This is a genomic window from Paenibacillus sp. P5_B5 (assembly GCF_056400365.1).
On sequence record NZ_JBFULK010000011.1, the window covers coordinates 38,077 to 61,804 of the forward strand.

The 23,728-nt window shown below is 40.6% G+C and carries 23 protein-coding genes, 1 pseudogene and 1 riboswitch; of the genes and pseudogenes, 14 read left to right on the forward strand and 10 right to left on the reverse strand.

What is annotated here, in order from left to right:
- Positions 1–99 precede the first annotated feature (99 nt).
- The 5 genes from AC1DOK_RS15290 (at position 100) to AC1DOK_RS15310 (ending at position 3,703) form a co-directional block, all read left to right on the forward strand.
- A complete protein-coding gene (locus AC1DOK_RS15290) occupies positions 100–753 on the forward strand; it encodes a GDSL-type esterase/lipase family protein (protein ID WP_477555164.1) in 654 nt (217 codons plus the stop codon).
- Between the two features lie 33 nt (positions 754–786).
- Positions 787–1,569, forward strand: coding sequence for an alpha/beta fold hydrolase (locus AC1DOK_RS15295; RefSeq protein WP_477555165.1), 783 nt, complete (start codon positions 787–789; stop codon positions 1,567–1,569).
- A gap of 55 nt (positions 1,570–1,624) precedes the next feature.
- Positions 1,625–2,407: a GNAT family N-acetyltransferase gene (locus AC1DOK_RS15300; RefSeq protein WP_477555166.1), complete on the forward strand. Its 783-nt coding sequence runs from the start codon at positions 1,625–1,627 to the stop codon at positions 2,405–2,407.
- A gap of 19 nt (positions 2,408–2,426) precedes the next feature.
- Positions 2,427–3,041, forward strand: coding sequence for a cyclase family protein (locus AC1DOK_RS15305; protein ID WP_477555167.1), 615 nt, complete (start codon positions 2,427–2,429; stop codon positions 3,039–3,041).
- Between the two features lie 149 nt (positions 3,042–3,190).
- Positions 3,191–3,703: a glutathione peroxidase gene (locus tag AC1DOK_RS15310; protein ID WP_477555168.1), complete on the forward strand. Its 513-nt coding sequence runs from the start codon at positions 3,191–3,193 to the stop codon at positions 3,701–3,703.
- A gap of 168 nt (positions 3,704–3,871) precedes the next feature.
- Here AC1DOK_RS15310 and AC1DOK_RS15315 read toward each other — a convergent pair whose 3' ends face one another.
- Entirely contained in the window at positions 3,872–5,956 is a 2,085-nt protein-coding gene (locus AC1DOK_RS15315) for a HelD family protein (RefSeq protein ID WP_477555169.1), read from the reverse strand.
- 164 nt (positions 5,957–6,120) lie between these two features.
- Positions 6,121–6,216, reverse strand: a pseudogene (locus AC1DOK_RS15320) (undecaprenyl-diphosphate phosphatase); the annotation flags it as partial.
- 140 nt (positions 6,217–6,356) lie between these two features.
- Between AC1DOK_RS15320 and AC1DOK_RS15325 the strand changes: the two are divergent.
- Together AC1DOK_RS15325 and AC1DOK_RS15330 are read left to right on the forward strand one after the other, a co-directional pair.
- Entirely contained in the window at positions 6,357–8,732 is a 2,376-nt protein-coding gene (locus tag AC1DOK_RS15325; protein WP_477555170.1) for a type IA DNA topoisomerase, read from the forward strand.
- A gap of 103 nt (positions 8,733–8,835) precedes the next feature.
- Positions 8,836–9,507, forward strand: a complete 672-nt coding sequence (locus AC1DOK_RS15330; RefSeq protein WP_477555171.1) for a uracil-DNA glycosylase — start codon at positions 8,836–8,838, stop codon at positions 9,505–9,507.
- A 535-nt stretch (positions 9,508–10,042) separates the two neighbouring features.
- On the opposite strand, the gene AC1DOK_RS15335 is transcribed toward AC1DOK_RS15330, so the two are convergent.
- Together AC1DOK_RS15335 and AC1DOK_RS15340 are read right to left on the reverse strand one after the other, a co-directional pair.
- Positions 10,043–11,440 carry a hypothetical protein gene (locus AC1DOK_RS15335; protein WP_477555172.1) on the reverse strand — a complete coding sequence of 466 codons (1,398 nt, stop codon included), beginning with the start codon at positions 11,438–11,440 and terminating at the stop codon, positions 10,043–10,045.
- A 168-nt stretch (positions 11,441–11,608) separates the two neighbouring features.
- A complete protein-coding gene (locus AC1DOK_RS15340; RefSeq protein ID WP_477555173.1) occupies positions 11,609–11,755 on the reverse strand; it encodes a hypothetical protein in 147 nt (48 codons plus the stop codon).
- A 100-nt stretch (positions 11,756–11,855) separates the two neighbouring features.
- On the opposite strand from AC1DOK_RS15340, the gene AC1DOK_RS15345 reads away from it, so the two are divergent.
- Together AC1DOK_RS15345 and AC1DOK_RS15350 are read left to right on the forward strand one after the other, a co-directional pair.
- Positions 11,856–13,115, forward strand: a complete 1,260-nt coding sequence (locus AC1DOK_RS15345) for a spinster family MFS transporter (protein ID WP_477555174.1) — start codon at positions 11,856–11,858, stop codon at positions 13,113–13,115.
- Between the two features lie 128 nt (positions 13,116–13,243).
- The gene (locus tag AC1DOK_RS15350; RefSeq protein WP_477555175.1) at positions 13,244–14,206 is read left to right on the forward strand and encodes an ROK family protein; all 963 of its coding nucleotides are present in this window, start codon (positions 13,244–13,246) and stop codon (positions 14,204–14,206) included.
- 97 nt (positions 14,207–14,303) lie between these two features.
- Here AC1DOK_RS15350 and AC1DOK_RS15355 read toward each other — a convergent pair whose 3' ends face one another.
- Positions 14,304–15,419, reverse strand: coding sequence for an aminopeptidase (locus tag AC1DOK_RS15355; protein WP_477555176.1), 1,116 nt, complete (start codon positions 15,417–15,419; stop codon positions 14,304–14,306).
- Positions 15,420–15,571: 152 nt separating this feature from the next.
- Between AC1DOK_RS15355 and AC1DOK_RS15360 the strand changes: the two genes are divergently transcribed.
- Together AC1DOK_RS15360 and AC1DOK_RS15365 are read left to right on the forward strand one after the other, a co-directional pair.
- The gene (locus tag AC1DOK_RS15360) at positions 15,572–16,111 is read left to right on the forward strand and encodes a hypothetical protein (RefSeq protein WP_477555177.1); all 540 of its coding nucleotides are present in this window, start codon (positions 15,572–15,574) and stop codon (positions 16,109–16,111) included.
- Positions 16,112–16,162: 51 nt separating this feature from the next.
- A complete protein-coding gene (locus tag AC1DOK_RS15365; RefSeq protein WP_477555178.1) occupies positions 16,163–17,308 on the forward strand; it encodes an MFS transporter in 1,146 nt (381 codons plus the stop codon).
- Between the two features lie 4 nt (positions 17,309–17,312).
- Here AC1DOK_RS15365 and AC1DOK_RS15370 read toward each other — a convergent pair whose 3' ends face one another.
- Positions 17,313–17,633, reverse strand: coding sequence for a hypothetical protein (locus AC1DOK_RS15370; protein WP_477555179.1), 321 nt, complete (start codon positions 17,631–17,633; stop codon positions 17,313–17,315).
- Positions 17,634–17,885: 252 nt separating this feature from the next.
- On the opposite strand from AC1DOK_RS15370, the gene AC1DOK_RS15375 reads away from it, so the two are divergent.
- Together AC1DOK_RS15375 and AC1DOK_RS15380 are read left to right on the forward strand one after the other, a co-directional pair.
- Positions 17,886–18,023, forward strand: a complete 138-nt coding sequence (locus tag AC1DOK_RS15375; RefSeq protein WP_477555180.1) for a hypothetical protein — start codon at positions 17,886–17,888, stop codon at positions 18,021–18,023.
- Positions 18,024–18,293: 270 nt separating this feature from the next.
- Positions 18,294–18,857, forward strand: a complete 564-nt coding sequence (locus tag AC1DOK_RS15380) for a DNA-3-methyladenine glycosylase I (protein ID WP_477555181.1) — start codon at positions 18,294–18,296, stop codon at positions 18,855–18,857.
- Here AC1DOK_RS15380 and AC1DOK_RS15385 read toward each other — a convergent pair.
- The 4 genes from AC1DOK_RS15385 to AC1DOK_RS15400 all read right to left on the reverse strand — a co-directional run bounded on the left by AC1DOK_RS15385 (position 18,844) and on the right by AC1DOK_RS15400 (position 21,735).
- The gene (locus tag AC1DOK_RS15385; RefSeq protein WP_477555182.1) at positions 18,844–19,071 is read right to left on the reverse strand and encodes a hypothetical protein; all 228 of its coding nucleotides are present in this window, start codon (positions 19,069–19,071) and stop codon (positions 18,844–18,846) included. The genes AC1DOK_RS15380 and AC1DOK_RS15385 overlap by 14 nt on opposite strands.
- A 164-nt stretch (positions 19,072–19,235) precedes the next feature.
- Positions 19,236–20,027, reverse strand: a complete 792-nt coding sequence (locus tag AC1DOK_RS15390; protein WP_477555183.1) for a MetQ/NlpA family ABC transporter substrate-binding protein — start codon at positions 20,025–20,027, stop codon at positions 19,236–19,238.
- A gap of 26 nt (positions 20,028–20,053) precedes the next feature.
- On the reverse strand, positions 20,054–20,719 hold the full coding sequence (locus AC1DOK_RS15395; protein WP_477555184.1) for a methionine ABC transporter permease: 666 nt from the start codon (positions 20,717–20,719) through the stop codon (positions 20,054–20,056).
- Positions 20,716–21,735, reverse strand: a complete 1,020-nt coding sequence (locus AC1DOK_RS15400) for a methionine ABC transporter ATP-binding protein (protein ID WP_477555289.1) — start codon at positions 21,733–21,735, stop codon at positions 20,716–20,718. The genes AC1DOK_RS15395 and AC1DOK_RS15400 overlap by 4 nt, the downstream gene beginning before the upstream one ends.
- Before the next feature lie 133 nt (positions 21,736–21,868).
- Positions 21,869–22,012: riboswitch (SAM riboswitch) on the reverse strand.
- A gap of 185 nt (positions 22,013–22,197) precedes the next feature.
- On the opposite strand from AC1DOK_RS15400, the gene AC1DOK_RS15405 reads away from it, so the two are divergent.
- On the forward strand, positions 22,198–23,592 hold the full coding sequence (locus AC1DOK_RS15405) for an amino acid permease (RefSeq protein ID WP_477555185.1): 1,395 nt from the start codon (positions 22,198–22,200) through the stop codon (positions 23,590–23,592).
- Positions 23,593–23,728: the final 136 nt, after the last annotated feature.

Here is a 23,728-nt window from a genome sequence, read left to right on the forward strand (position 1 = left end):
AGTCTATTGTAACGGATTCTTTTTGTAACTACCACCGAATCGAACAACTAGTCAGATGAATATATGTGTAATAATAAATAAATTTAGGGAGAGGATCTCATGAGCAGGGAAGCTGTATATTTTGCTTTTGGAGATTCATTGACAGCAGGTACTGGTGCACCAGCAGGTAAAGGCTTCGTTCCTATTTATCATTGCTATCTTGAACAGTGTCTAGAAAAGAGAATTACGCTTATCAAATCAGGAACAGAAGGTGCAACAACGGGTGAATTACTTAATAAGTTAAGAGTGGATCAATCTATTCGTCATAGCGTGGAACATGCGAAGCTGATCACCATCACTGCTGGAGGAAATGATTTAATACAGGCTGCTATTCCTTTTTTTATGGAAGGGCAATTTCATCATTTAACAACTGCTTTGCGCCATTTTGTCGTTCATTCTCGGCAGATTGTTTCAACAATTCATGAGATTAAAGCCAAACAACCTCAGGATTATTTGATTTTATTCGTTGGATTATATAATCCATTAGTTAAGATTCCGATTGCTGATAAATGGATTCGCCGTTTTAATCGATACACAATGGCCTTGAAGAGATCAGGAGTCATTTATGTGAATGTTTATAATGGTTTTTTGCATCGTGAATCTGAATTGTTGTCTGATGATCTCGTGCATCCGAATGCAGAAGGCTATAAAGTGATTGCTCAGAAGGTAGCTCGAGCAGCAGATCCTGCTACATTACAAAAGTTACTTAAATGAAGTGTATCGATAGATAAAACAGGAGGAATTAATGTGGGATATTATGTCATTGTTGAACCTGGTGTTAGAATATATGTTGAGGATATTAATCCTAAAGGGAATAAGACAATCCTATTTATCCATGGTTGGCCATTAAGCCATAAGCAGTTTGAATATCAGTTTAATGTTCTTCCCAAAATGGGATTTAGGTGTATAGGCATTGACTGGAGGGGGTTCGGTAATTCTGATAAACCGTTCGATGGGTACAATTATGACAGACTTGCAGATGATATTAGAGCTGTAGTCGCTGCACTGCAGTTAGACAATTTTACACTCGCAGGACACTCCACTGGAGGATCGATAGCGATTCGTTATATGTCTCGGCACAAAGGCTTCGGAGTATCTAAGCTTATCCTTATTGATGCTGCCGCTCCCACTGGGTTTACAGCAGCTACTGCCAATCAACTCCTGACTGAAACATCGAATGATCGTGCCAAGATGATGAGTGGAATAACGGATGACTTTTTTTTCCAATATATAACCGCTCCCTTCTCGGACTGGTTCTTTCAAATGGGGATGCAGGCAGCAAGCTGGTCGACTGCGGCAGTAATAGTCTTACTAAGAGATGAGACATTATACCAAGATCTTGATAAAATAGCTGTCCCTACTTTAATCATTCACGGCATTCATGACAAAGTAATACCATTCTCACAAGCGCAAGAATTAAATAAGAAAATTAGAAATTCTCAGCTTGTCCCATTCCAATACAGTGGTCATGGAGCATTCTGGGAAGAGCGTGACAAGTTTAATCAGCTCGTCATTCAATTTATTGGTTAAGAACAAAGGGGTCCTTATAGAGATGCATACTCATCATGATAATCAAAAACTAATCATGGATAATTTTAAATATAAGAATATATATATTACAAATCGTATAAAAGGTATGACCGCAATAGAAACACCTGATTATGTGAAAACCGACTGTGGTTTACCATCAGATACCTTTAATAACATTACACTGCTGCAAGCTTCACATGTATCGCATAAGGAGTTAGTGAAGGAAATCCAAGATTATAATGCGAAGAAGTTCCCTATGGGTCTATGGTTTTGGGATGAAGGGGAGGAAGTGAATAGCGGAATCGTTCATTTGTTAGAAGGAATTGGTTTAGTTGAGGCTGAAATCAATATGGCAATGAGGACCAATTTAAACACGATAAAGCCGATAACTGATCTGCCTGAAGGATTCACTATAAGAGAAGTCAGTACTTCTTCTGATATTAGGCTATTTGGAGATGTACTGTCTTCTTTGTTCGGTGAATCACAAGAAGCCCGATCGGTTCAATTGTATTATGAGCTAATCTCGTCGTTGCCTCTTTGGAAAGATTCGAATTACAAACTATATATAGGTACATATCAAGATACAGTTGTCTCTACGGGTTCATTAGTTTTAACTCAAGAAAGTATGGGTATTTATGATATTGCAACAAGAGAGGAAGCAAGAGGACTAGGCTTTGGGACTGCGATGTTTCATTATTTATTGAAAGAAGCTAAGAAACAACCTACCGAAACTTGTGTGCTTCTAGCCTCATTAGATGGGATTGGAATTTATACCAAAGCCGGATTTGAAGCAGTAGGACAGATAAAAGTTTATGAGAATCGACATTTAGTGGAGTAACATAGGGAGGGTTCATCGATTGATTATTGATCTAACTCACATCATTCAGAACGGCTTGCCAGTATATCCAGGGGATTCCGAAACTGCATTGATCCAATCGAAGCATATTAGCACGGATTATTATAACAATCATCAATTGTCTATCAATATGCATGCTGGTACACATATCGATGGTCCTATGCATCTGCTAGACACTAACACGTATCTGAATGAATTTGCGCTTGAGACATTTATAGGTGAAGGATGTTTGTTAGATGTATCTAAAGAAACCATCATTGATTACAAGGAAGAGTACGAGCAATTAATCAAAGAGCGGCAAATCGTGATCTTATATTCTGGTCACAGTAAGTTATTTGGTCAGCCTGAATATTTTACGGATTATCCGGTATTAACGAAAGCATTCGCAGAATTGCTAGTCAGAAAACAAGTCAAAATGATTGGGCTAGATACACCTTCACCCGATAAATATCCATTTGAGATCCATAAGTGTTTATTCGAGAACCAAATTCTGATTACAGAAAATCTAACCAATGTCGAACTTCTACTGAATGTTAAATCATTTGAAATTATAGCTCTACCTCTTCACATCAAAGCCGATTCTTCTCTTGCACGTGTAATTGCACGAGTTCGATAGACCACTAATCTGCGATCCCATTTTTAAAATCCATGAAAGGAGGTTGGGTGAACAAATAACGGTATTTGTCGAAATTAACTGAAATCTAAGAATTAATATGCTATGATAATAGATATAATATTCGACAATTCCGTTAGAGGGGGAGAATTATGGAACGAATATACGATATTGCAATTACCAAAGCTGATGGTGAAGAAACTACGTTAGAACAGTATTCAGGTAAGACCTTACTGTTAGTTAATGTGGCTTCTAATTGTGGATATGCACATCAATATGTTGGTTTGCAAAAATTGTATGAGCAGTATAAAGGAATGGGCTTTGCAGTTTTGGCCTTTCCTTGTAATGATTTTGGCGAACAAGAGCCAGGAACAATGGACGAGATTATAAGTTTTTGTCTATCTAAATATGGCGTAAAGTTTGATTTTTTTCAGAAGATTCATATTGTGGGTAAAGATAAACATCCTCTCTATAAATTCCTGACCAAGCAAAGTCCTGAACAGAATGAGGTCAAATGGAATTTTGAGAAGTTCCTTATTTCACGAGATGGTAGAATTCTAAATCGATTTGTTAGCAATATTGGACCTGAAACGCTAGAATTAAAACAGGCGCTTGAAAAGGATTTATTCAATACCTATATGACGAACGGTAATGAGGGAGTTTAATCAATGGAAAGCTAAGAAGATTCTCGTACAGTTGAGGATCTTTTGTTGTAAAAAAGGTTAGCTCCTCCTCTAGAGGCTTTCATTGAACTCACGTACGCGAACATTCAGAACTTATTAGGAAGAAAGGCTCCCTATACAGATGCATTCTGTAAAGGGAGCCTGTTTTGATTAGATTTGATTATATAGGTCAGTTGGTATTTGGCTGACCAGCGGAGAAGGAGTTCCATTATGCGCCACGACAAGCTCATGTAATGCACGTGTACAACCTACATAGAGCAACTTAGCATCATGATCATTCTGCTCATAATTGACGGGATCTACATCAATCAGAATGACAGCATCGAATTCAAGTCCTTTGGCCATATAGACTGGCAGAACGGAGATTCCTCCAGCATATTGTTTGTTCTTCGGTAAGATAAGAGATGTACTAAGACCTGCTTGCTCTAGCGCTGTGTGTAACTTGATGCACTCTTTAGCAGTACGCGCTATTAGAGCAATTGTATCATTATTCCGAGAAGCAAGCTGTTCTACTGTACGAGTAAGATAGGATATTCGGTCAGATGCAGAGAGCTGAATCACTTTAACGGATTCACCACTTCTGAAGACAGGTTCAGCAAGAGTAGTTTGATCCTTGATTGCCATCAGGACTGCATTGGCAAAATGAATGATTTCCATCGTTGAGCGATAGCTTCGTTTTAATTCAAAATAACCAAATTGATCCTCAGGGAATAACCCGCGTAGCTCATCCCAACTCGTAACGCCCTGATACGCATGAATTCCTTGTGATAGATCACCAAGTATGGTGAAAGATTGATTAAGTGTATGCTGCTGAAGTAAGGTTACTTGGAATGGAGAGAAGTCTTGTGCTTCATCAATCACCGTATGATCGAACCGATCATCACTTTCGATTCCATTAAAGAAGTTCCTGATATATACAAGCGGCGCTAAATCTTCTAAATCCACTTGTTTTTTTTTGAATAGAGTAGGATCGTTCATCATTTGTTTATAAAAGGTAAATGGCGTATGAACTGGCCATCGCTTCAAATAAGTCCGTAGCTTTTGATTAGCACTCTTCTTTAATTCTTTACGAGCATTAGCAGATGAAGCTCGGTCTAACTGCATTTCAAGCCATCGTTTAATCCTTGCAACTACGCGTTCATAGCGCTTCATAAGTGGATAATGCTTGTATTCTTTATCAAACCAATCACGTATCGTAAGCTCAGGTAATGTACTTCCATCCCATGGCTCAAAGTTGCCAGAAGGTACAAATTGTTGTTCGTAATTGGCTAACTGTTCATCAATATGTTTCATGAAGCTGATAGAGCCTTTGGCACGACCTGGTGCGAGATCGTTCATCTGAGGCCGCTTGGGTCCTATAGCAAACCAATATTCTAATGAATCAGCGGGATCCTTCAAGATGACCTCTTGATCAAGCAGTCTAAGCGCCCAATCAGCGAAGGTGGTCTGTTGAATATTGCCTACCCCAAGTTCAGGCAAGACGCCCGAAATATAGTCAAGAAACATACTATTTGGAGCAAATATAATCATTCGCTCTGCGCGAATATTCTCGCGATATTGATACAATAAGAAAGCAAGTCGATGCAGGGCAACGGTTGTTTTACCACTACCTGCGACGCCTTGAATAATGAGTGCCGTATTCTTAGCGGAACGAATGATAAGGTCTTGTTCAGCTTGAATGGTGGAGACAATATCGCGTAAACGATTATCTTTATTTTCGCCAAGTCGGTAGAGCAAGAATTCATCTGTAATGGCTGCATTGTCACTTGCACGATTATACGTGTCAACAACGCGTTGTAGAGTTGTTTTGCGGATCACCATATTGCGCTTCAGATACACAAGTCCTTCGATCATACCTTCAGGCGATTCATAGGATGTAGGTAAATCCCCGCCGGTAAATGAATAGAACATGCTGGCAATAGGAGCGCGCCAATCAATGACAAGTGGTTCGCCTTCGATATCATGTTGAACGCCTGTTTTGCCAATGTAAAGCGGCTTTACTTGCTCAGTTCCTGATTCGATAAAATCGAGTCTGCCGAAGTAAGGCTCAACCGTAGCAACAGCCAAGGATTGTTTCGACGCTTCACGCATCGAATCAAGCAATTGCTCCGTTACATCCTGTCCATAATAACGTGAAGTCTGTTGCAAGATTCGCAATTGTTCATCGATAATTGCATTTACTTGCTCAAGTTTACTTAGTTCCTCTTGATAGGCACTTTGAATCTGTTGTTCCAAGCTCAGTTACCTCCTAAGAGCTTTTCGAAAGACGTTCTTCGAATTCATCTGCTCTATTTTTATTTGGGAAAGAGATCCATTATATCACTAAAGGAAATGTTGATCAAATCAATTGTCGGTAAGACAAAACCGCCCTCACACAATTGTGATCAGGAGGTCTATATGATAATTATATCTTCTTTTAAGGTTAAGTCCTGATCATTCTTGCGACCTCTTAAATTACGAAAAATCCAAAGGGTAACACCCGTGATTAATAAGGTATTTGGGTTAAAGGGACCATATTCATGTCGTATTCTATCTTTTTGCGGCATTTATTCTGTATAATATAAGGAACTAGTGTTTGTGAAAGCTGATGAAGAACGCTTTTCTTTGGAAAGAGCTGAGGAGGATTACCTATTCTATGAAAGTACTCGTAATCGCCGAGAAACCTGATATGGGGCGGAATATCGCAGCAGCTATTGAGCCACGGGCTGTAAATAAACGTACGCATATTGAGGGCGAGACCTACATTATAACTTGGGCGATTGGACATTTGATTGGACTAGCAGAGCCAGACGCCTATGACGATAAATATAAAAAATGGAGCATTCATCATTTACCCATTATCCCAGATGAATTTCGTTTAGTACCGAATGAGAGAACGAAGGACCAACTGAAGGTTATCGGTGATTTAGCTAAACAATGTAATTCGCTGGTAAATGCATGTGATGCTGGGCGTGAGGGTCAGCATATTTTTGCGCTGATTGCACGCTATTTAAACTTGAATCAGCCTGTTAAACGGCTATGGATATCGGATTTGACACCTGAGACAATACGTAAGGGCTTTGAAGAACTTAAGGATGGCGCCGAATTCTTGAATTTAACGAATGCAGCTAGGGCTCGAAGTGAAGCGGACTGGTTGATCGGAATGAACGGATCCCGCGCCTTCACGACAAAGTACAATACTTTATTATCTGTAGGACGAGTACAAACCCCTGTACTTGCGCTTCTGTATGACCGAACGAAGCTGATCGAATCGTTCGATTCACTTGTTTTCTATGATTTAGAAGCTTCCTTCAAGCAGAATGAGACAGAGTATCACGGGATGTGGCAGGGTGAGCGACTAACCGATAAGGATAAAGTGGAAGAGCTTCTAAAGAAAGTTGATGGTAAGACGGGACATGTTCGGGAGTATGAGGTCAAAGATACCAAAGAATATCCGTTTAAATTGTACGATTTAACTTTATTACAGCGGGATGCGAACGCGAGATATAGCTTTTCAGCCAAGAAAACATTGGATACTGCACAAGCATTATATGAGAAGCACAAAGTGATTACCTATCCACGTACGAACTCCAACTATGTGAATGAGGCGAATATTCCTGAGATGCATAAGGCGTTAGCTTCACTCCAAGGGACGAGCTATGATGCTCTAGTTAGAGGCGCAGACCGTTCCATAGTCAATAAGAATAACAAGTCGATCTGTAATCCATCGAAGGTCGAGGATCACCATGCGATTATGCCAACAGGTCGTAAGGCATCAGGCTTGACACCCGATGAGAATAAGCTGTTCGATCTGATCATTCGCAGGTTCTTATCACAGTTCTATCCGCCAGCGCAATACAAGGCTCATACCGTACTTACTGAAGTAAGCGGGGAAACCTTTAAGACAAATGTGAAAGAACTGCTAGATAAGGGTTGGAAGGTCATCTATGACGATCTTCAGCAAACGAAGCAGAACAACAAGCGTAAAGCAAAGGGTGATAAGCAGGAGGAAGAAGAGGAAGAGGAAACAGAAGTATCCGAACCCTTCTCTGTGATCCAGGGCGATCCATCACATTGTTATCAAGCGGAGATCAAGGAGAAGCAGACGCAGCCGCCTAAGCATTTTACAGAAGGTACGTTACTCAAGGCCATGGAAAGCGCAGGTAAGGCTGTAGAGGATGAGGAACTCCGAGATGCGATGAAGGACTCAGGGCTTGGGACTCCAGCAACACGTGCGGCTACAATTGAGCGGCTCAAAACTGTTGGATATATCGATGCGCAAGGTAAGCGTCTCATGATTACCCAAAAAGGCCGAACAGCCATCGAACTAATTCGTGGGGCTGGTGTAGAGCTACTAACATCTCCAGAAATGACTGGCCAGTGGGAACGAAGGCTGAATCAGATCGCAAGAGGCGACGCAACGGATACAGCTTTCATTGAGCAAGTGAAGCGATTTGCTGGCGTGATTGTAGATAAAGTCAAAGCACAGCGAGGTGCATCGCAGGCAGATTTCGGTGAACAGGATCGTGGTGCTAGCGGTAAGGACAAAGATGGTAAATCTAACAAAACTAAGAGCAGAGCTTCTGGAACTAAGCAAGCAGATGGACAATCCAGACAGTCTGGACAAGCTGGACAAGTTGGACAAGTTGGACAAGCTGCTGCATCCCGAAGCCGGGAAAGCGCCAAGCAAGCGGCAGGTGGGCAATCCCAAGCCACATCATCAACTACTCAAGCGCAAGTAAGTGGGAATGTGAGTATAGTGGGTCAATGTCCAAGAGAGGGTTGTGGCGGGGCTATTTTTATGGGCAAAAAAGGATACGGCTGTTCTCACTATAAGTCTGGTTGCACTTTTGTAATTTGGAAGGAAAGCTGTGGACGCACGTTAACGGATGCCCAAGTGAAGGCACTGATTACCAAGGGTGAAACAGCGAAGCTGAAGTTTAAGAGTGAGGATGGTTCGTCTTCAGATGGCCGTATAGTGTTGAAAAACAAGAGCACTGGCGCATTAGAAGTTAATATGATAAATGATTAATTATATTAAATAAGTACAATGAATAATGAATGAATTGAACTAGAAAGGCGGAACTAGTCTTATGCTAATCCCGGAATATATACATCCGTCTTGGGAATCTTTTATGACTAACCAGATGATTGATCATATACTAGAGATTGAAGGGGAGCTTGGTGCGAATCGGAATCCAAGTCGTCCTGAGGTTATTCTCAGATTTCTGACCATCGATTTGAGTCAAGTGAAAGTTATTTGGCTTGGACAGGATGTGTATCCTGCTCAAGGCGTTGCGACGGGAAGATCATTTGAAGTTGGTGGCTTGTCCGATTGGAATTCGACTTTCCGTCAGGTATCACTGAAGAACATTGTTAGACTGATTCATAAGTCATACAACCAGATCAACGCCTATCAGGATATCAAGGGCTTTAAAGAGATCCAGGGTGAAATAAGCAGGGGAGAATTCCTTATTTTACAGCCTGACAAATGGTTTGATTCGTTAGAACAGCAAGGCGTTCTATTCTTGAATACTTCCTTTACTTGCGTGGTAGGCAAGCCCAATAGTCATAAAGAAATTTGGGAACAGTTCTCGAATCAAGTGCTAGCCTTTATTTCGGAAGCGAGACCTGATCTAGTCTGGTTCTTATGGGGCAAAGAAGCGATTTCGAATAAACGCTTACTTCAAGCTGGTATTCTAAAAGAGAGTAGACATCCGATGATGTGTAGTGAGAAATATGAGGATGATTTCTTGAAATCCGATTGTTTCAAGTCGACGATGGATATCATTAACTGGTTGGGGTGAATTTTCAGCAAGTCTTATACTTGTACGAGATCATTAATCGATTAACGTACACATATTCATCATAGCTTGTTCATACAAGTTATCACATCAATAGTTTTCAGTCCAAGCGACTCTACAATAACTGGATTTACTCCCGCTATTCTCGCCAACTTCCTTCTATCAATTAGATTAGCGGGAATAACTCCCTGTAAATAAATGGTATTTGGCGAGACTAGCTTCAAAGACCAGAATTAACAGGATAAATTCCAGTTAATCCCTCTGAATCCTCAAGTATGCTGAAAATAGCGGGATGGTTTCCGGTTAATGTTGTATTAGTTAGCGGAGTATCGTTGAACACTGATTCTAACACCTTCCACTAAGCGGGGGTTGTACGATTTTTTCGATGGAAAATTACTATCAATTCATATGAAGTTTGAAATAAAGCGAACTTATCTAGTTAATCAATGTCTAATGAGGCTGTTCTTAGAGTAGAAAGAATCTACTTTGGGAACAGCCTCATCGTTTCTTGGATCTGTGTTTCTTGGATCCGTATTCGTTAAATAAGGAACATGGCAAACACAGTTGTGACAGACAATCCGATAACAACTGGCTTGAGGTTGCGTCTAGCAAGCTCGAATGGGCTAACGCCGCAGATCGCTGCTGCAGGGATAAGTGCCCAAGGGACGAGAGTACCGCCACCGACCCAGATTGCAGCGATTTGTCCGAGTGCAGTAAGTGTGGCAATGCCGGAGCCAAGCGCGACGGAGAATAAATGAGCGATGGAGCCAGCGAGTGAAATACCAGAGAAACCGGAGCCGTCGAGTCCGGTAATGGCACCAACTGTTGTCAGCGTGATACTGCTGACCGCTGTATTCACAGGAACCGAGTGTGCTAATGCGACACCGAGATCATTGACGATGCCTTGCGAACCTTCAGGTAATACTTTACCGAATAATTCGAAGAAAGCAGAGTCACCCAGATAGAAGAAGGCTGCAATGGGAATGACGGGGCCGAATACTTTGAAACCAAAGTGGAACCCTTCGAGTAAATAAGTTGTTGATTTCTCAAGTCCATTCGATTTATGGGCAATAAGAGCTACTAGGCCCATAATGAACACACATGTTCCACCAATAAGTGCTGTTGCGTCGCCACCTTGTAGATTTAACTGCACCATAGCTACAACATCGCCGATGAATAGAAGTGGAATAAGGATTGCAAACAGTTTTCTAGTCCCTAATGAGATTCCATAAGACTCTTTAGAAGCGCTTACAGTAGAAGGGTTAAGTGTAGATAATTCGTTCTTAAATACGCCTTTCTTCAAATCGCGACGTAGGAACCAGAAAGCGGTAATTGTTGTCACAACCCCCATGACGATTACGAGGGGAATAGATGCCGTTAAGACGTCTCCTATTGGTATGCCTGCTGCTGTTGAAGTAAGCTTCGGAGCACCTTGAATTACATAATCACCTGACAATGCAATTCCGTGTCCAAATAAGTTCATCGACATCGCAACCCCAAGGGCTGGGAGTCCAACTCGAACGGCTACTGGAAGCAGAACTGCACCAATCAGTGCAACCGCAGGGGAAGGCCAGAAGAACCAAGAAATGATCATCATCAGAATACCGATTACCCAGAATGCGAGTCCAGGTGTCCGGATTAACTTGGTGAATGGTGTGATCATCATTTCATTGATACCTGTTTTGGTTAGAACCGAACTCATTGCGACGATTAAGGAGATGACTAGGATGGTTCCTAGCAATTCCTTAATGGCATAAATAAAAGAGTCAAATACGCCTGAAACCGAATCTGGTAATGACTGTGTTGCAATTAATCCTATGAGGAAAATACCTGCTACACAAATCAGAGTTGTATCTTTTCTCATCACCATAAAACCGATAATGAGTACGATAAATAGGACGTACAGCCAGTGTACTCCTACTAACTCAATTCCCATATACACACACCTCCATGTAGGCTTTAGCCTGTAGTAATACAGGTTATGTGCGTACATTAAATTGGTGCAGATTGACTAACCAATCATTGAGTTGACATGTACAATTCCTAGACAGCTATTACAAGGCTTACCTGAAGCATAGGATGCAAAAGAACTGTTACGCCAAGGTTATAAGTTATGGTAAAATAAGACATCAGGGCCTTGGTAACCGAGATTGAATATTTGCTTCAAATCCTGATCTGCCACGATATGCGTGAGTCCTACTTCCTCAAGAAGCTCTTCACTATAAATGATATGTGTCCAAACATTTGGCATGTTCCATCCTCTTTTCCACATCTATTCATTATCTTCAAAACTATTACATCATGTAACATATTCCATATACATACAAGAGTTTAATGAACATTATCTGATAATGAACGGAGGTTTTTATCTGAAAACTCGAAATGTTTTCTATCTTTTCTTATTACTTAACATCATGAATTATTTAGATCGCCAAATTACTTCCGCCGTATTACCACTGCTTAAAGAAAGCTTCAACGCTACAGATCAAATGCTAGGTATACTCGGCACAGCTTTTATGATTACTTATGCATTGACTGCATTGCCCTTTGGAATCTGGTCGGATCGTTGGCAGCCACATAAGGTTGCGGCCATTGGTGCGGTGGTGTGGAGTTCAGCTACGATACTGTCTGCTTTTGCATGGTCAATTGAATCCTTATATGTATTTCGTGCATTCATTGGTGTAGGTGAAGCTGCATTCGTCGCAACAGGTTCAACTATTCTATCCAAATTATATGTGCAGAGTAAACGAGCTCGTATCATGGGTCTGTTTAATCTCGGAATGCCAATCGGAAGCTCAATTGGTGTACTTGCTGGTGGTGCGATTGGATTGCAATTCGGCTGGCAATTTGCATTTCTGATCGTTGGTTTCCCCGGACTAATCTTAGCTTTCTTCACATGGAGATTGAAGCTTGACCGTAATCCCGATCATCAAAAGCTTCCTTCCAATCAAGAAGGAACGAAAATCAATTTGTCCGATGTGAAGCAATTATTTTTAAATAAGCCTTTTATACTATTATCAGTTGGTTACGCTATGATATCTTATGGTTTTGGGGCGCTATCTTTCTTTGGCCCTACGCTGTTGCAACGAGAACTAGGCTATTCGATTGACACAGCTGGGCTTGTACTAGGGGCAATTATCGCTCTCTCTGGTTTTATTGGGGTGCCAATTGGCGGTTATATTGCTGATTATTGGCACAAGTATAACCCTCGCGCGCGCATACATGTGATTACAATATCGATGATTATTAGCTGTATCCTTCTGTTAATGGGGCTTCAGTGGGTTAATATACCATTAATAGGTATATCGATATTCTTCTTATTCTGGCATGTTGGGGTCATATTAGCTCTCCTATATGATGTTACTGAACTTCGAATATGGAATACGGCGACAGCGTTAATGCTATTTATCATGCATATTATTGGCGATGTTCCGAGTCCAACGGTAACTGGTATGATATCGGATCAAACTAATCTCCTATTCTCGTTAAAATTACTTGTGATTCCGATGTTCCTTGCTGTTATTTTCTTCATATGGATGAATCGATATATTTCTTCTAAGACAGTCAACTCTCCAGCAACTCCTCCTGGGTCAGACCATGCTTCCTTATGACAGTAAACTACTATATTGCAGGTTGGTGATTTAATCCGTATAATAGTTTCCGAATGTAACAGAATTACGTGAATTTATTGGTTGCTTGAATACGGATAAAATGAGTAGCTGCAGGAGGAATCAATGAGATGAAATATTGGATTGGAATTGATCTTGGCGGTACGAATATTGTATGTGGTTTGTTAAACAATGAGATGGATTTAATTGGCAAAGTGAAGAGACCGACTGGAGCACATTTGGGTAGTGAGCATGTACTTGGTCAAATAGCAGAGATGGTTGATGAAGTACTAGAATTACATAGTGTGAATAAAAATGATCTGCATGGTATTGGCATGGGTTCTCCTGGATTTATTGATCCCTTACAAGGCGTATGTTTATTCTCGGCTAATCTAGGCTGGAGAGATTATCCTGTTGCGGCCAACTTACAAGAATTGACTGGTAAACCGGTATTTATTGATAATGATGTCCGCATGTATGTGTATGGTGAAGCAATGAACGGAGCTGCACGCGGGTTCGATTGTGTATTCGGAATTACGCTAGGAACTGGCATTGCAGGAGCATATGTTACTAACGGCAAGCTGTTCTATGGTGGCGGATTCATGGCTGGTGAAGTCGGCCATATTCGGATGGAAGGCGAGACACATCTGTGTGGCTGCGGCTTGGAAGGCTGTCTTGAAACAGTGGCGTCAGCAACAGGTATTGCACGACAAGCGAATGAAGCAATAGCAGCAGGACGTACAAGCATCATGCAGGAGAAGCTAGTACAAGATCCTAACGCTGTGCTAACTGCGGTAGATGTATCTAAAGCTTATGACTTAGGTGATGAGCTTGCAATTGAAATTATGGAGCACACTGGCAAGCTACTTGGTAAGGGATTAGCAGCTGTTGTCTCACTCATGAGCCCGGATTGTATTGTAATTGGTGGCGGAGCTTCGCTAGCAGGGGAACGTATATATGCTCCAATGCGAGAAACGCTTAAACAAAACGTGATTCCCAACTATTGGGATCGCCTAACAATCGTGCAAGGTGAATTGGTCGATGATGGTGGCGTTATTGGATCTGCTTCTTACGCCAAAAGTAGAGTGGAATAAATTAACAAACACAGGTCAAGAAATGATTCTTATCCATATGACAAATAAAGCAAGCTCACCGTTAATACGGGAGCTTGCTTTTACTTCTTACTAATTGCTATTTTAAGTTCTCAGGATTCAAGCACTCAAGCTCAGGGATGACGAATAAGCCATCTTTACGAATGAGTACATCATCAAAGTAAATTTCTCCGCCGCCGTATTCAGGACGTTGAATCAGAACCATATCCCAGTGTACTGAGGAGCGGTTACCGTTATCAGCAACAACATAAGCTTGACCTGGTGTGAAGTGGAAGGATCCCGCAATTTTCTCGTCGAATAGGGTATCCTTCATTGGATGCAGGATATAAGGGTTAACGCCGATCGCGAATTCACCGATATAACGAGCTCCGTCATCTGTATCTAGTATTTCATTGATACGTTTGGTATTGTTCGCAGTGGCTTCAATGATCTTACCATTCTCGAAACGAAGCACAACATTCTCAAATGATGTACCTGAGTATACGGTAGGACAGTTGTATGAAAGAACACCATTGACCGAATCAATTACGGGAGCGGTGTATACTTCACCATCTGGAATATTGCGTAAGCCGGAGCATTTGATTGCTGGAATATCTTTAATGGAGAAGCTTAGATCCGTACCTGGGGACACGATACGAACGCGATCTGTCTTGTGCATAAGTTCAACAAGAGGATCCATTGCAACTGCCATTTTACTGTAATCCAGATTACATACATTGAAGTAGAAATCTTCAAAAGCTTCTGTGCTCGTATTTGCTTGCTGAGCCATTGACGGGCTTGGATAACGCATAACACACCATTTCGTATGGTTCACACGTTGATCAGTTACAGGACGGGCATAAATTTGCGTATACATCTTCATTTGATCCTCAGGAACATCTGAAGTTTCTGTGATGTTTTCGCCGCCGCGAACACCTATGTAAGCATTCATTTTCTTCATGCGGTGTAATTCAATATCAGCCATGCTTTCGAATAGCTCTTTCGTACCGTTTAACATGATGGAACGAGTGACAGCAGGATCTTTCATGTCTACGAAAGGATGACCGCCTGCTTTGTGTGCTTCCTCAATAAAGCATTTCAGTAGTTCAGAATCTTTGATGCCGATAAAATCGATTAGAACGTTTTCGCCTGGTTGCAAGTTGACGGAGTAATTGATGATATTCTTAGCGAATACTTGTAAACGCGGATCTCTCATGCGATTTCGTCTCCTTTGAGAATAAAGTTATTTTAGGAATACATGTTGTATTATATAATAATTGGGCTATAAACGAAAATGTTTTCATGGCATGATGATGACGATGGTAGGTTAATCTAGATACAGGTATTCGAAAGGTGGTTGGGATAACGATGGCTAGAGACAATATTACAGTCCCTTTTGGTTATGAGGAGCCTAAGTCAAAGGTTAAAGGGACGTTATTTGTGTTAGATTCGTTCGATGATTGGGAGGAGGAGCAGGTGACTAGATTGTTTGAGCTTACTAATGAACGATCATTTGCTAAGGTCGTATTTGCTCCTCAGCATGAAGAAACGCTTAAACGTATGAAGTTTCCTTGTGACAATCCTTATTATAAGCGGATCAAGAACTTACAAGCGATAATCGAAAGCCTTCATATACAAAATCATTATGTGATTGATCAGTGGGAAGGTAAACGTAAGAAGTATACCCCGCTGAATACGTTGCTATCGTTTCTTACAGAGAAGTATCCTGGACCTTATTTTGTCTATATGAATGATTGGTATGCGAACGTATTTGCAGCTACAGCTGAATTTGATGCTTGGATCAAGAGGCTTCGAATATTGTTAGATCCAAAGTTTCGTGTTCCAGCTCATCACAAGTTGCAAAATGTGGTTGATCGATTAGATAGGGCAGAGCTCTTCCCGGATTAAGTGTGTTATGAACTCTGTAATCGTTATAAACTTGGAAGGAAGTCATTATTAGTGCAACTTATTTTACTTTTATTAGTCGTCATTGTAGCAGGATCAAGTCAAGGCTTATTATTACCGCTATTGACGATCATATTAGAACAAGCAGGTGTTTCACCTGAGGTTAATGGATTGAACGCCGCTGGATTATATATCGGTATCTTAGGAACGATGTTCTTTATTGAGAAACCAACAAGAAAATTTGGTTTTAAGCCTGTCATTGTAGCAGGTATGATCCTTGTTATAGGTTCAATCGTTATGTTCCCTCTTACACAAAACTTATGGATATGGTTTATCCTTCGATTACTTGTAGGAATAGGAGACAGTGCTCTGCATTTTGCTTCCCAATTATGGGTTGTTGCTTCAGCTCCACTTGATCGTAGAGGACGGTACATTTCCTTATACGGCATGTCTTATGGTTTAGGGTTTACCATCGGACCATTCGGAATCCCACTTATTAAACACGGAGTGTGGGTACCATTCGTTGTATTAGCATTTTGTTATTTATTGGTACTAACTTTACTCGTTGTTAAGATGCCTGATTCCAAAGAAGGCTTCGCCGTCAAAAGTACCAAAAAGATTAACCAAACTTATTCCAATGTGATTCGAATTGCTTGGTTTGCCTTAATTCCATCGATCCTCTATGGATTTATGGAAGCGTCGATGAACGGACAGTTCCCTGTATATGGACTGCGCTCTGGGTTTACGGAAGGAGCTGTTGCTATCCTGCTGCCGTTAATTGGTATCGGTGGTTTAATCCTGCAATTGCCGCTTGGTACATGGAGTGATAAGCTTGGTCGTAAACCTGTGTTACTGGTTACTGGAACAATTGGTGCAGCAGCATTTTTACTAGTTCCATTCGCAGGTGCAAATGTGTGGATAGTCGGAACCTTATTCGTAATAGGCGGAGGCATGGTTGGCTCCTTCTTCTCACTTGGTATGGCGTATGCGGCAGATATACTGCCGAAAGAATTGTTACCTAAAGCGAATATTATTGCTTCGGTGAACTTTAGTCTCGGCAGCTTAGTAGGACCTCTGATCGGTGGATTTATGCTTAATTATGTGTCACTGGCTTCATTGTTTTACGTTTTGAGTGCATCATTCTTATCTTTTGTATTGCTGGGATTCATACACCGAAGATCAGGTAGTGTGGAACTGTGATCCATTATCTCACTTGTTTCGGCATTTTGGATCTGTCAGTTGCTACTTCCATATCAAGCGAAGCTTTATGTAAATCTTCAGATTTGGAAGATAGCTGCTGTGCATATGGCTCCATAGTACTAAACTCAACCATATGTTTACGAGCTTCCACAATATCATGTTTCGTTTGCTCTATTCTTGCTTGTGCAGTTTGAATTTGCTGTGGATCAGCTGCTATTAAAGCATCATGAAGCATTGCTTCAGCACGTTGTGCTGCCATAATTGCACTTTCTGCATGTTCTTCCGCGTGCTTAATTGGTTCTTGATGTTGTTGACTTTCCGGCACGGTATTCGCCTCCTTCAATTGATGGTTCGCATCGCTAATGTTCCAATATGATGCACATCAATTAAATTGCACTAAATTGGCGGGTTTCATACCGAGCTTGTAGCTTATCTGAAACAACGGGAAATTGAATATTTCCTTGCGAAGTATTTCCTGGGTAAGCGCACAATCCGATCTGCTCACCATCGATTCGACACATACGAAATGTCTGTTCATAGCAAACTATGTGAGGATCGAATGGAGGTGACAGACAAAATGCCGAAGAATAAAGCGGAAAAAATAAAAAATCGTCAGAATAACGCATCCATATTGGAAGAGGCAATAACATTGAATTCTACGAAGGCGTCGGAATATAACCCAAGCATGAATCGTATATCTAAGAATAAAGTTTAGACAAGTTAAGATCTATTGCAACTTTGTTGTATTGTATAATAATGGTGAATATAGATATGAGTCATTCACCTAATTTATTCAATACACATGTGTTGCAATTTTTTTTGCCATAAAAGTTTCCTTAGGGGAAACTTGCTTGCTATCAACTAGTCAAGGCATCATTGTAAGATTCATTCATCAAAAAAAGGAATCGACAAAAACAACATCTGTCTGTTAAGATACGAACATGAGTTTCTATTCTTGTGATCGTTATGAAAGGTGTTGATTGGTATGGCAGTTAGGTGTGGGTGGGTAAATGAAGATCCGCTATATGTAGATTATCATGATCATGAGTGGGGAGTGCCTGTTCATGATGATGTTAAGCTATTCGAAATGCTTATTCTTGAAGGAGCCCAAGCTGGGCTGAGTTGGTACACAGTTCTGAAGAAACGTGAGAACTACCGAGAAGCGTTGGATCACTTCGATGTCCACAAGGTGGCGAGCTATGATGAAGCCAAGTACAATGAGCTATTGCAGAATAAAGGGATTGTGCGAAATCGATTGAAAATTCGTGCAACAATCAATAACGCACAGGCCTTTATTCGTATTCAAGAAGAGTTTGGTTCATTTAATCACTATATCTGGAGCTATGTGAACCATCAACCTATTCTTAATGAGTGGCAGTCATTAAGTGAGGTTCCAGCTTCAACTCCATTATCGGATGCTATAAGCAAGGACCTGAAGAAACGCGGCTTTAGCTTTGTTGGATCCACGATTATCTATGCATTCATGCAAGGTGTAGGTATTGTTAATGATCATGTGATGAACTGTGAATATAGATCTACGCATATTTAAGTTGTTGTTCTTGTAGGTTTGTCTTAATGAGATAAATACGTTTGCGAATATAGAAATCTAACGCTTTACCTTTCAATTGTTTCGGATGCACACGATTTCCTGACTCATTGTCAATGATCACAACATGACCCTCCCGATAGAACTTGAAAGTAAGGTCATTCCAATTATATTCATTCTCCTCATCGATAAAACGAAAATTGTAGCAAACTTTCATCATTAATACCTCCTTATAAGAACATTTGTTTGGTTTAATTATAACAAACATTTGTTCGTATTGGAAGATGTTTACACTAAAAAACCTCGAAAATATTTATGCTGGATAATCAGCATCATAATTTCGAGGTTTTGTTCATTTATGAAGAAAGGATAAGTTCTACATTAGAATGCTGGAACGATGGAACCTTGGTACTTTTCTTCAATAAATTTCTTTACTTCTGGTGAAGTAAGTGCTTTGGCAACCTTCTGTAGTTCTTCAGAATCTTTATTGTCAGGACGAGCGGCTAGGATATTCACATAAGGGGATTTTTGATCCTCAATGAACAGAGCATCCTTCACTGGATTAAGCCCTGCTTGGAGAGCATAGTTCGTATTGATTAGTGATAATTCAACATCATCAAGCGCTCTAGGAAGCATTGCCGCGTCAAGCTCTTTAATTACTAAGTTTTTAGTGTTAACTTCGATATCATTTGGAGTAGCTTCAATGCCTGCATTAGCTTTAAGTTTAATCAGACCTTGATTTTCAAGTAATAGAAGGGCACGACCGCCATTCGAAGGATCGTTCGGGATCGCTACGGTTGCGCCATCTTTTAGCTCATTGATATTTTTAATTTTCTTAGAGTACGCTCCGAATGGCTCTACATGAACACCGATTACGGGTACGAGATCCATTTTCTTTTCTCTGTTTTGTGACTCTAGGTATGGAGCATGCTGGAAGAAGTTCGCATCAAGCTGTTTCTCAAATAACTGGGTGTTCGGTAGTATATAGTCGGTAAATTCTTTGACTACTAAATCAACACCTTGCTCTTTGAGTATGGGCTTAATCATATTCAGAATTTCAGCATGAGGCACTGCAGTAGCGCCAATGGTGATTGTACCTTCCTTAGTTCCACCACAAGCGGTTGTAATCAGTAGCAGGGAGGCTACGAGTAGGGCGGATAATAGTTTTTTCATGAAAATCTCTCCTTAGATGTGATTTCTTATTTTTTGGTGAAACGAGTGACAAGCTTATCACCTGTCATTTGGAGCAGTTGTACAAGAATAATCAGGATGATGATGGTCACTACCATAACCGTAGTATCAAAACGCTGATAACCATAGCGTATTGCAAGATCACCTAATCCGCCGCCGCCAACAAATCCTGACATGGCTGTATAGGATACGAGGGTAACTGTCGTAATCGTTATTCCTGCCCATAAGCCTGGTCTAGCTTCGCGAAGCAGTACACGGAAAATGATCTGCATATTCGATGCGCCCATTGCTTGTGCTGCTTCGATAACACCTCGATCAACTTCTCGCAAAGCAGTTTCCACAAGTCTCGCAAAGAATGGTGTAGCTGCAAAGACAAGTGGAGGAATCGCGGCTTGCACCCCAATCGATGTTCCAACGAGTTGCCGAGTAATAGGGATAACCGCAATCATTAGAATAATGAATGGTACAGAGCGCAGAATATTAATAATAAAGGATACGATTCTGTATAAGACTCGTGACAAGCCTTGTTTACTGGATGTCCAGAATAGAAGGACGCCAATCGGTAAACCAATGATAAAAGTAAATAAGGAAGAGAAAATCAGCATGATTAGGGTATCGATAGTTGCTTGTCCAATATCTGTCCAGTTAATGGAGCTTAACAGATCTAAACTCATTTCATCACCTCCACATGCAGACCGCGATTCGTTAATTGTTCTATCGTCTGCTCAACGGCTTGCGTATCGCCCTGAAATGAAACGACTAACTGACCATATGGAACATCCTTCATCTTGGAAATCGTTCCTTGCATAATGGCAAAGGTAACTCCTGTTGCCTGTACAGTTTCAGAAAGAATAGGATAATAAGTATGCTCACCCAAGAATGTGATTTTCACAAGTTGGTGCGGATAATCTGATGAATATAAGAATGAATTCTGTTCTACAGAATCAGATAGCTCAAGAATAAACTGCTTCGTGACTTCATGGGTAGGATGTAGGAAAACTTCTGCTACATTACCTAGTTCAACGATCATCCCCTGATTAATGACTGCGACGCGATCACATATCGATCGTATGACTTGCATTTCATGTGTAATTAAGACAATGGTTATACCTAAATTACGATTAATATCAGAGAGCAATTGTAGAATCGAACTCGTTGTCTGCGGGTCAAGAGCTGATGTAGCTTCGTCGCATAGTAGAATGTCTGGATCTGCTGCTAAAGCTCTTGCAATTCCAACACGTTGCTTCTGTCCACCTGAAAGCTGAGAGGGGTATTTATTCCGATGTTCCTCAAGCCCTACAAGTTTAAGCAGTTCATCTACTTTATGGTTTATTACAGTAGTAGAACGTTTGGCTAACTTAAGTGGAAAAGCAATGTTATGCTCCACCGTAGAAGAGGAGAGCAGATTAAAGTGTTGAAAAATCATTCCGATCTTCCTACGTTTTTCTTGTAACTCTTTATGACTTAGAGAAGTTAATTCAATCTCATTGATACGTACTTTGCCTGAGGTCGGACGTTCGAGGAGATTGATCATTCGGAGGAGAGTACTTTTACCAGCTCCTGAATGTCCAATCATGCCGAAGATTTCACCTTGCTTAATTTGAAGATTAACATCTCGTAATGCATCCGTATGTTTATTGCCTGCTTTCACGTCTACATAGGTTTTATTAATACTTTCTAGCTGAATCATCATTGTTGTCACCTTCTTAGTTGTTATGTTTTCTACATGAAGAAACGATTATACCGTTCTCATAAACAGGTGCGTTTCTAAAATAAAAAAAACCCTATTGCGCAGAGCAAAAGGGTTGATCGTCATCATCCGCATCTCATCTGCCAGAATTCGATTGCTCAAATTCTGAAGGATTTAGCACCATGACATTATGAAAAATTAGCTTTAAGCTATAGCTACATCATAATCGGTTGCCGGGCTTCATCGGGCCTTTTCCCTCCGCCACTCTTGATAAGAAAGTTATTTTTAGTTGTATTTAACAGTATAGGCCGAGGTCAAAACAAATGTCAACCCTATTATTAATGACACCAAATAATTACAACTTATTTGGTAGGAATTATTCTTGATTCAAGCATTTATTCTAAGGTATAGTAAACTTTGTGAAAAAAAGTGAGAGTCACAAGGAGGAGTAATAATTACATCATGAAAGACAACAAACTTGGCTTGTGGCTATTAATTGCACTTGTTGTAGGCAATATGGTGGGTTCAGGCATATTTATGCTTCCAAGCACACTTGCAAAAGCAGCAAATCCAATGGGAGTCATACTAGCTTGGATTCTTACAGGATTTGGCGTTATGTTGATCGCCCTCGTTTTCGGTAATTTGTCAATTCGTAAACCTGAACTCAGCGGCGGACCGCAAATGTATGCCAAAGGCTTATTTAAAGAAAACTCAAAAGGAGCCCATGTTGCTGGCTTCTTATCTACTTGGGGATATTGGGTCGCAAATATAGCAGGTAACGTAGCCATAGTGACGACTTTTGCCAGTTACTTATCTGCTTTCTTTCCAATGATGACAAGTCAAATTGAACTGATTTCGATATTTGGTTTCTCATTTAAACTTGGGAATGCTATTACCTTTATAATCTGCTCCATGTTCTTGTGGGTTAATCATCTCATTATTATACGTGGAATTGAAGGAGCAGGTAAGCTCAATCTGATTGCTACCACTGCAAAAGTGCTTGGTTTTGCAATTTTCATTGTAATTGGCTTATGGGCGTTCGACAAAGCCAATATTACACCGATGATGCAGGATAAATTAGATATCGGTACTGGAGAACCTATTCCTTTTCTTAGACAATTTAGCTTAGCTTCGATGGCCACCTTATGGGCGTTTGTTGGAGTGGAGTCAGCTGTCGTCTTCTCATCACGAGCACGTAAGAAATCTGACATTAAGAAAGCTACCATTATCGGTCTAATCATAGCACTTTTTATTTACTTAAGTATCTCCGTACTTGCGATGGGTATATTAACACAAGACGAGCTAATGGCATCTAATAAACCGTTAGTTGATGCATTATCAGCCGTAATTGGTCCGTCAGGTAGCTATGTGATGGCAGGACTTGGTCTGATCTCCTTAATAGGAAGTGCACTTGGATGGATATTACTGAGTGCTGAAGTACCCTATCAAGCAGCAAAGCATGATATATTTATACCTATATTTAAAGCAACGAATAAGAATGGAGCACCTGTAAACTCGCTGTTGATTACAAACTTGATGACACAAGCACTTCTAATTTCAACATTATCGAGCTCGCTGGCAGGGGCTTTTGAATATGTCACGACTATTGCAGTACTGGCTGTTCTAATTCCGTATATTACTGCATCCATTTATCAGCTGAAAATAACTGCAAGTGGCGATACGTACTTGGGGCAATCTAAGCAGCGTAAGATAGATGGTTTTATCGCTTTGGCTGCTACAGCGTACTCACTTTGGATGATAATTGCAGGAACGGCTAATCTGGCAACATTCATCTCAGGGTTTGTGTTAGTTGCAGTAGGTATTGTATTTTATCCTCTCGCCAATAAAAAGTCTTGATTCCTTGGAATCGAGACTTTTTTGTTTGAGGAAAATATAAATTTATGCGCAGCGGTCATCTATCTATAAGCATCATTTTAATATAGTGATTTGGTGTTGAGTCACAATCATATCGGTAATTATGTTTATATTAATT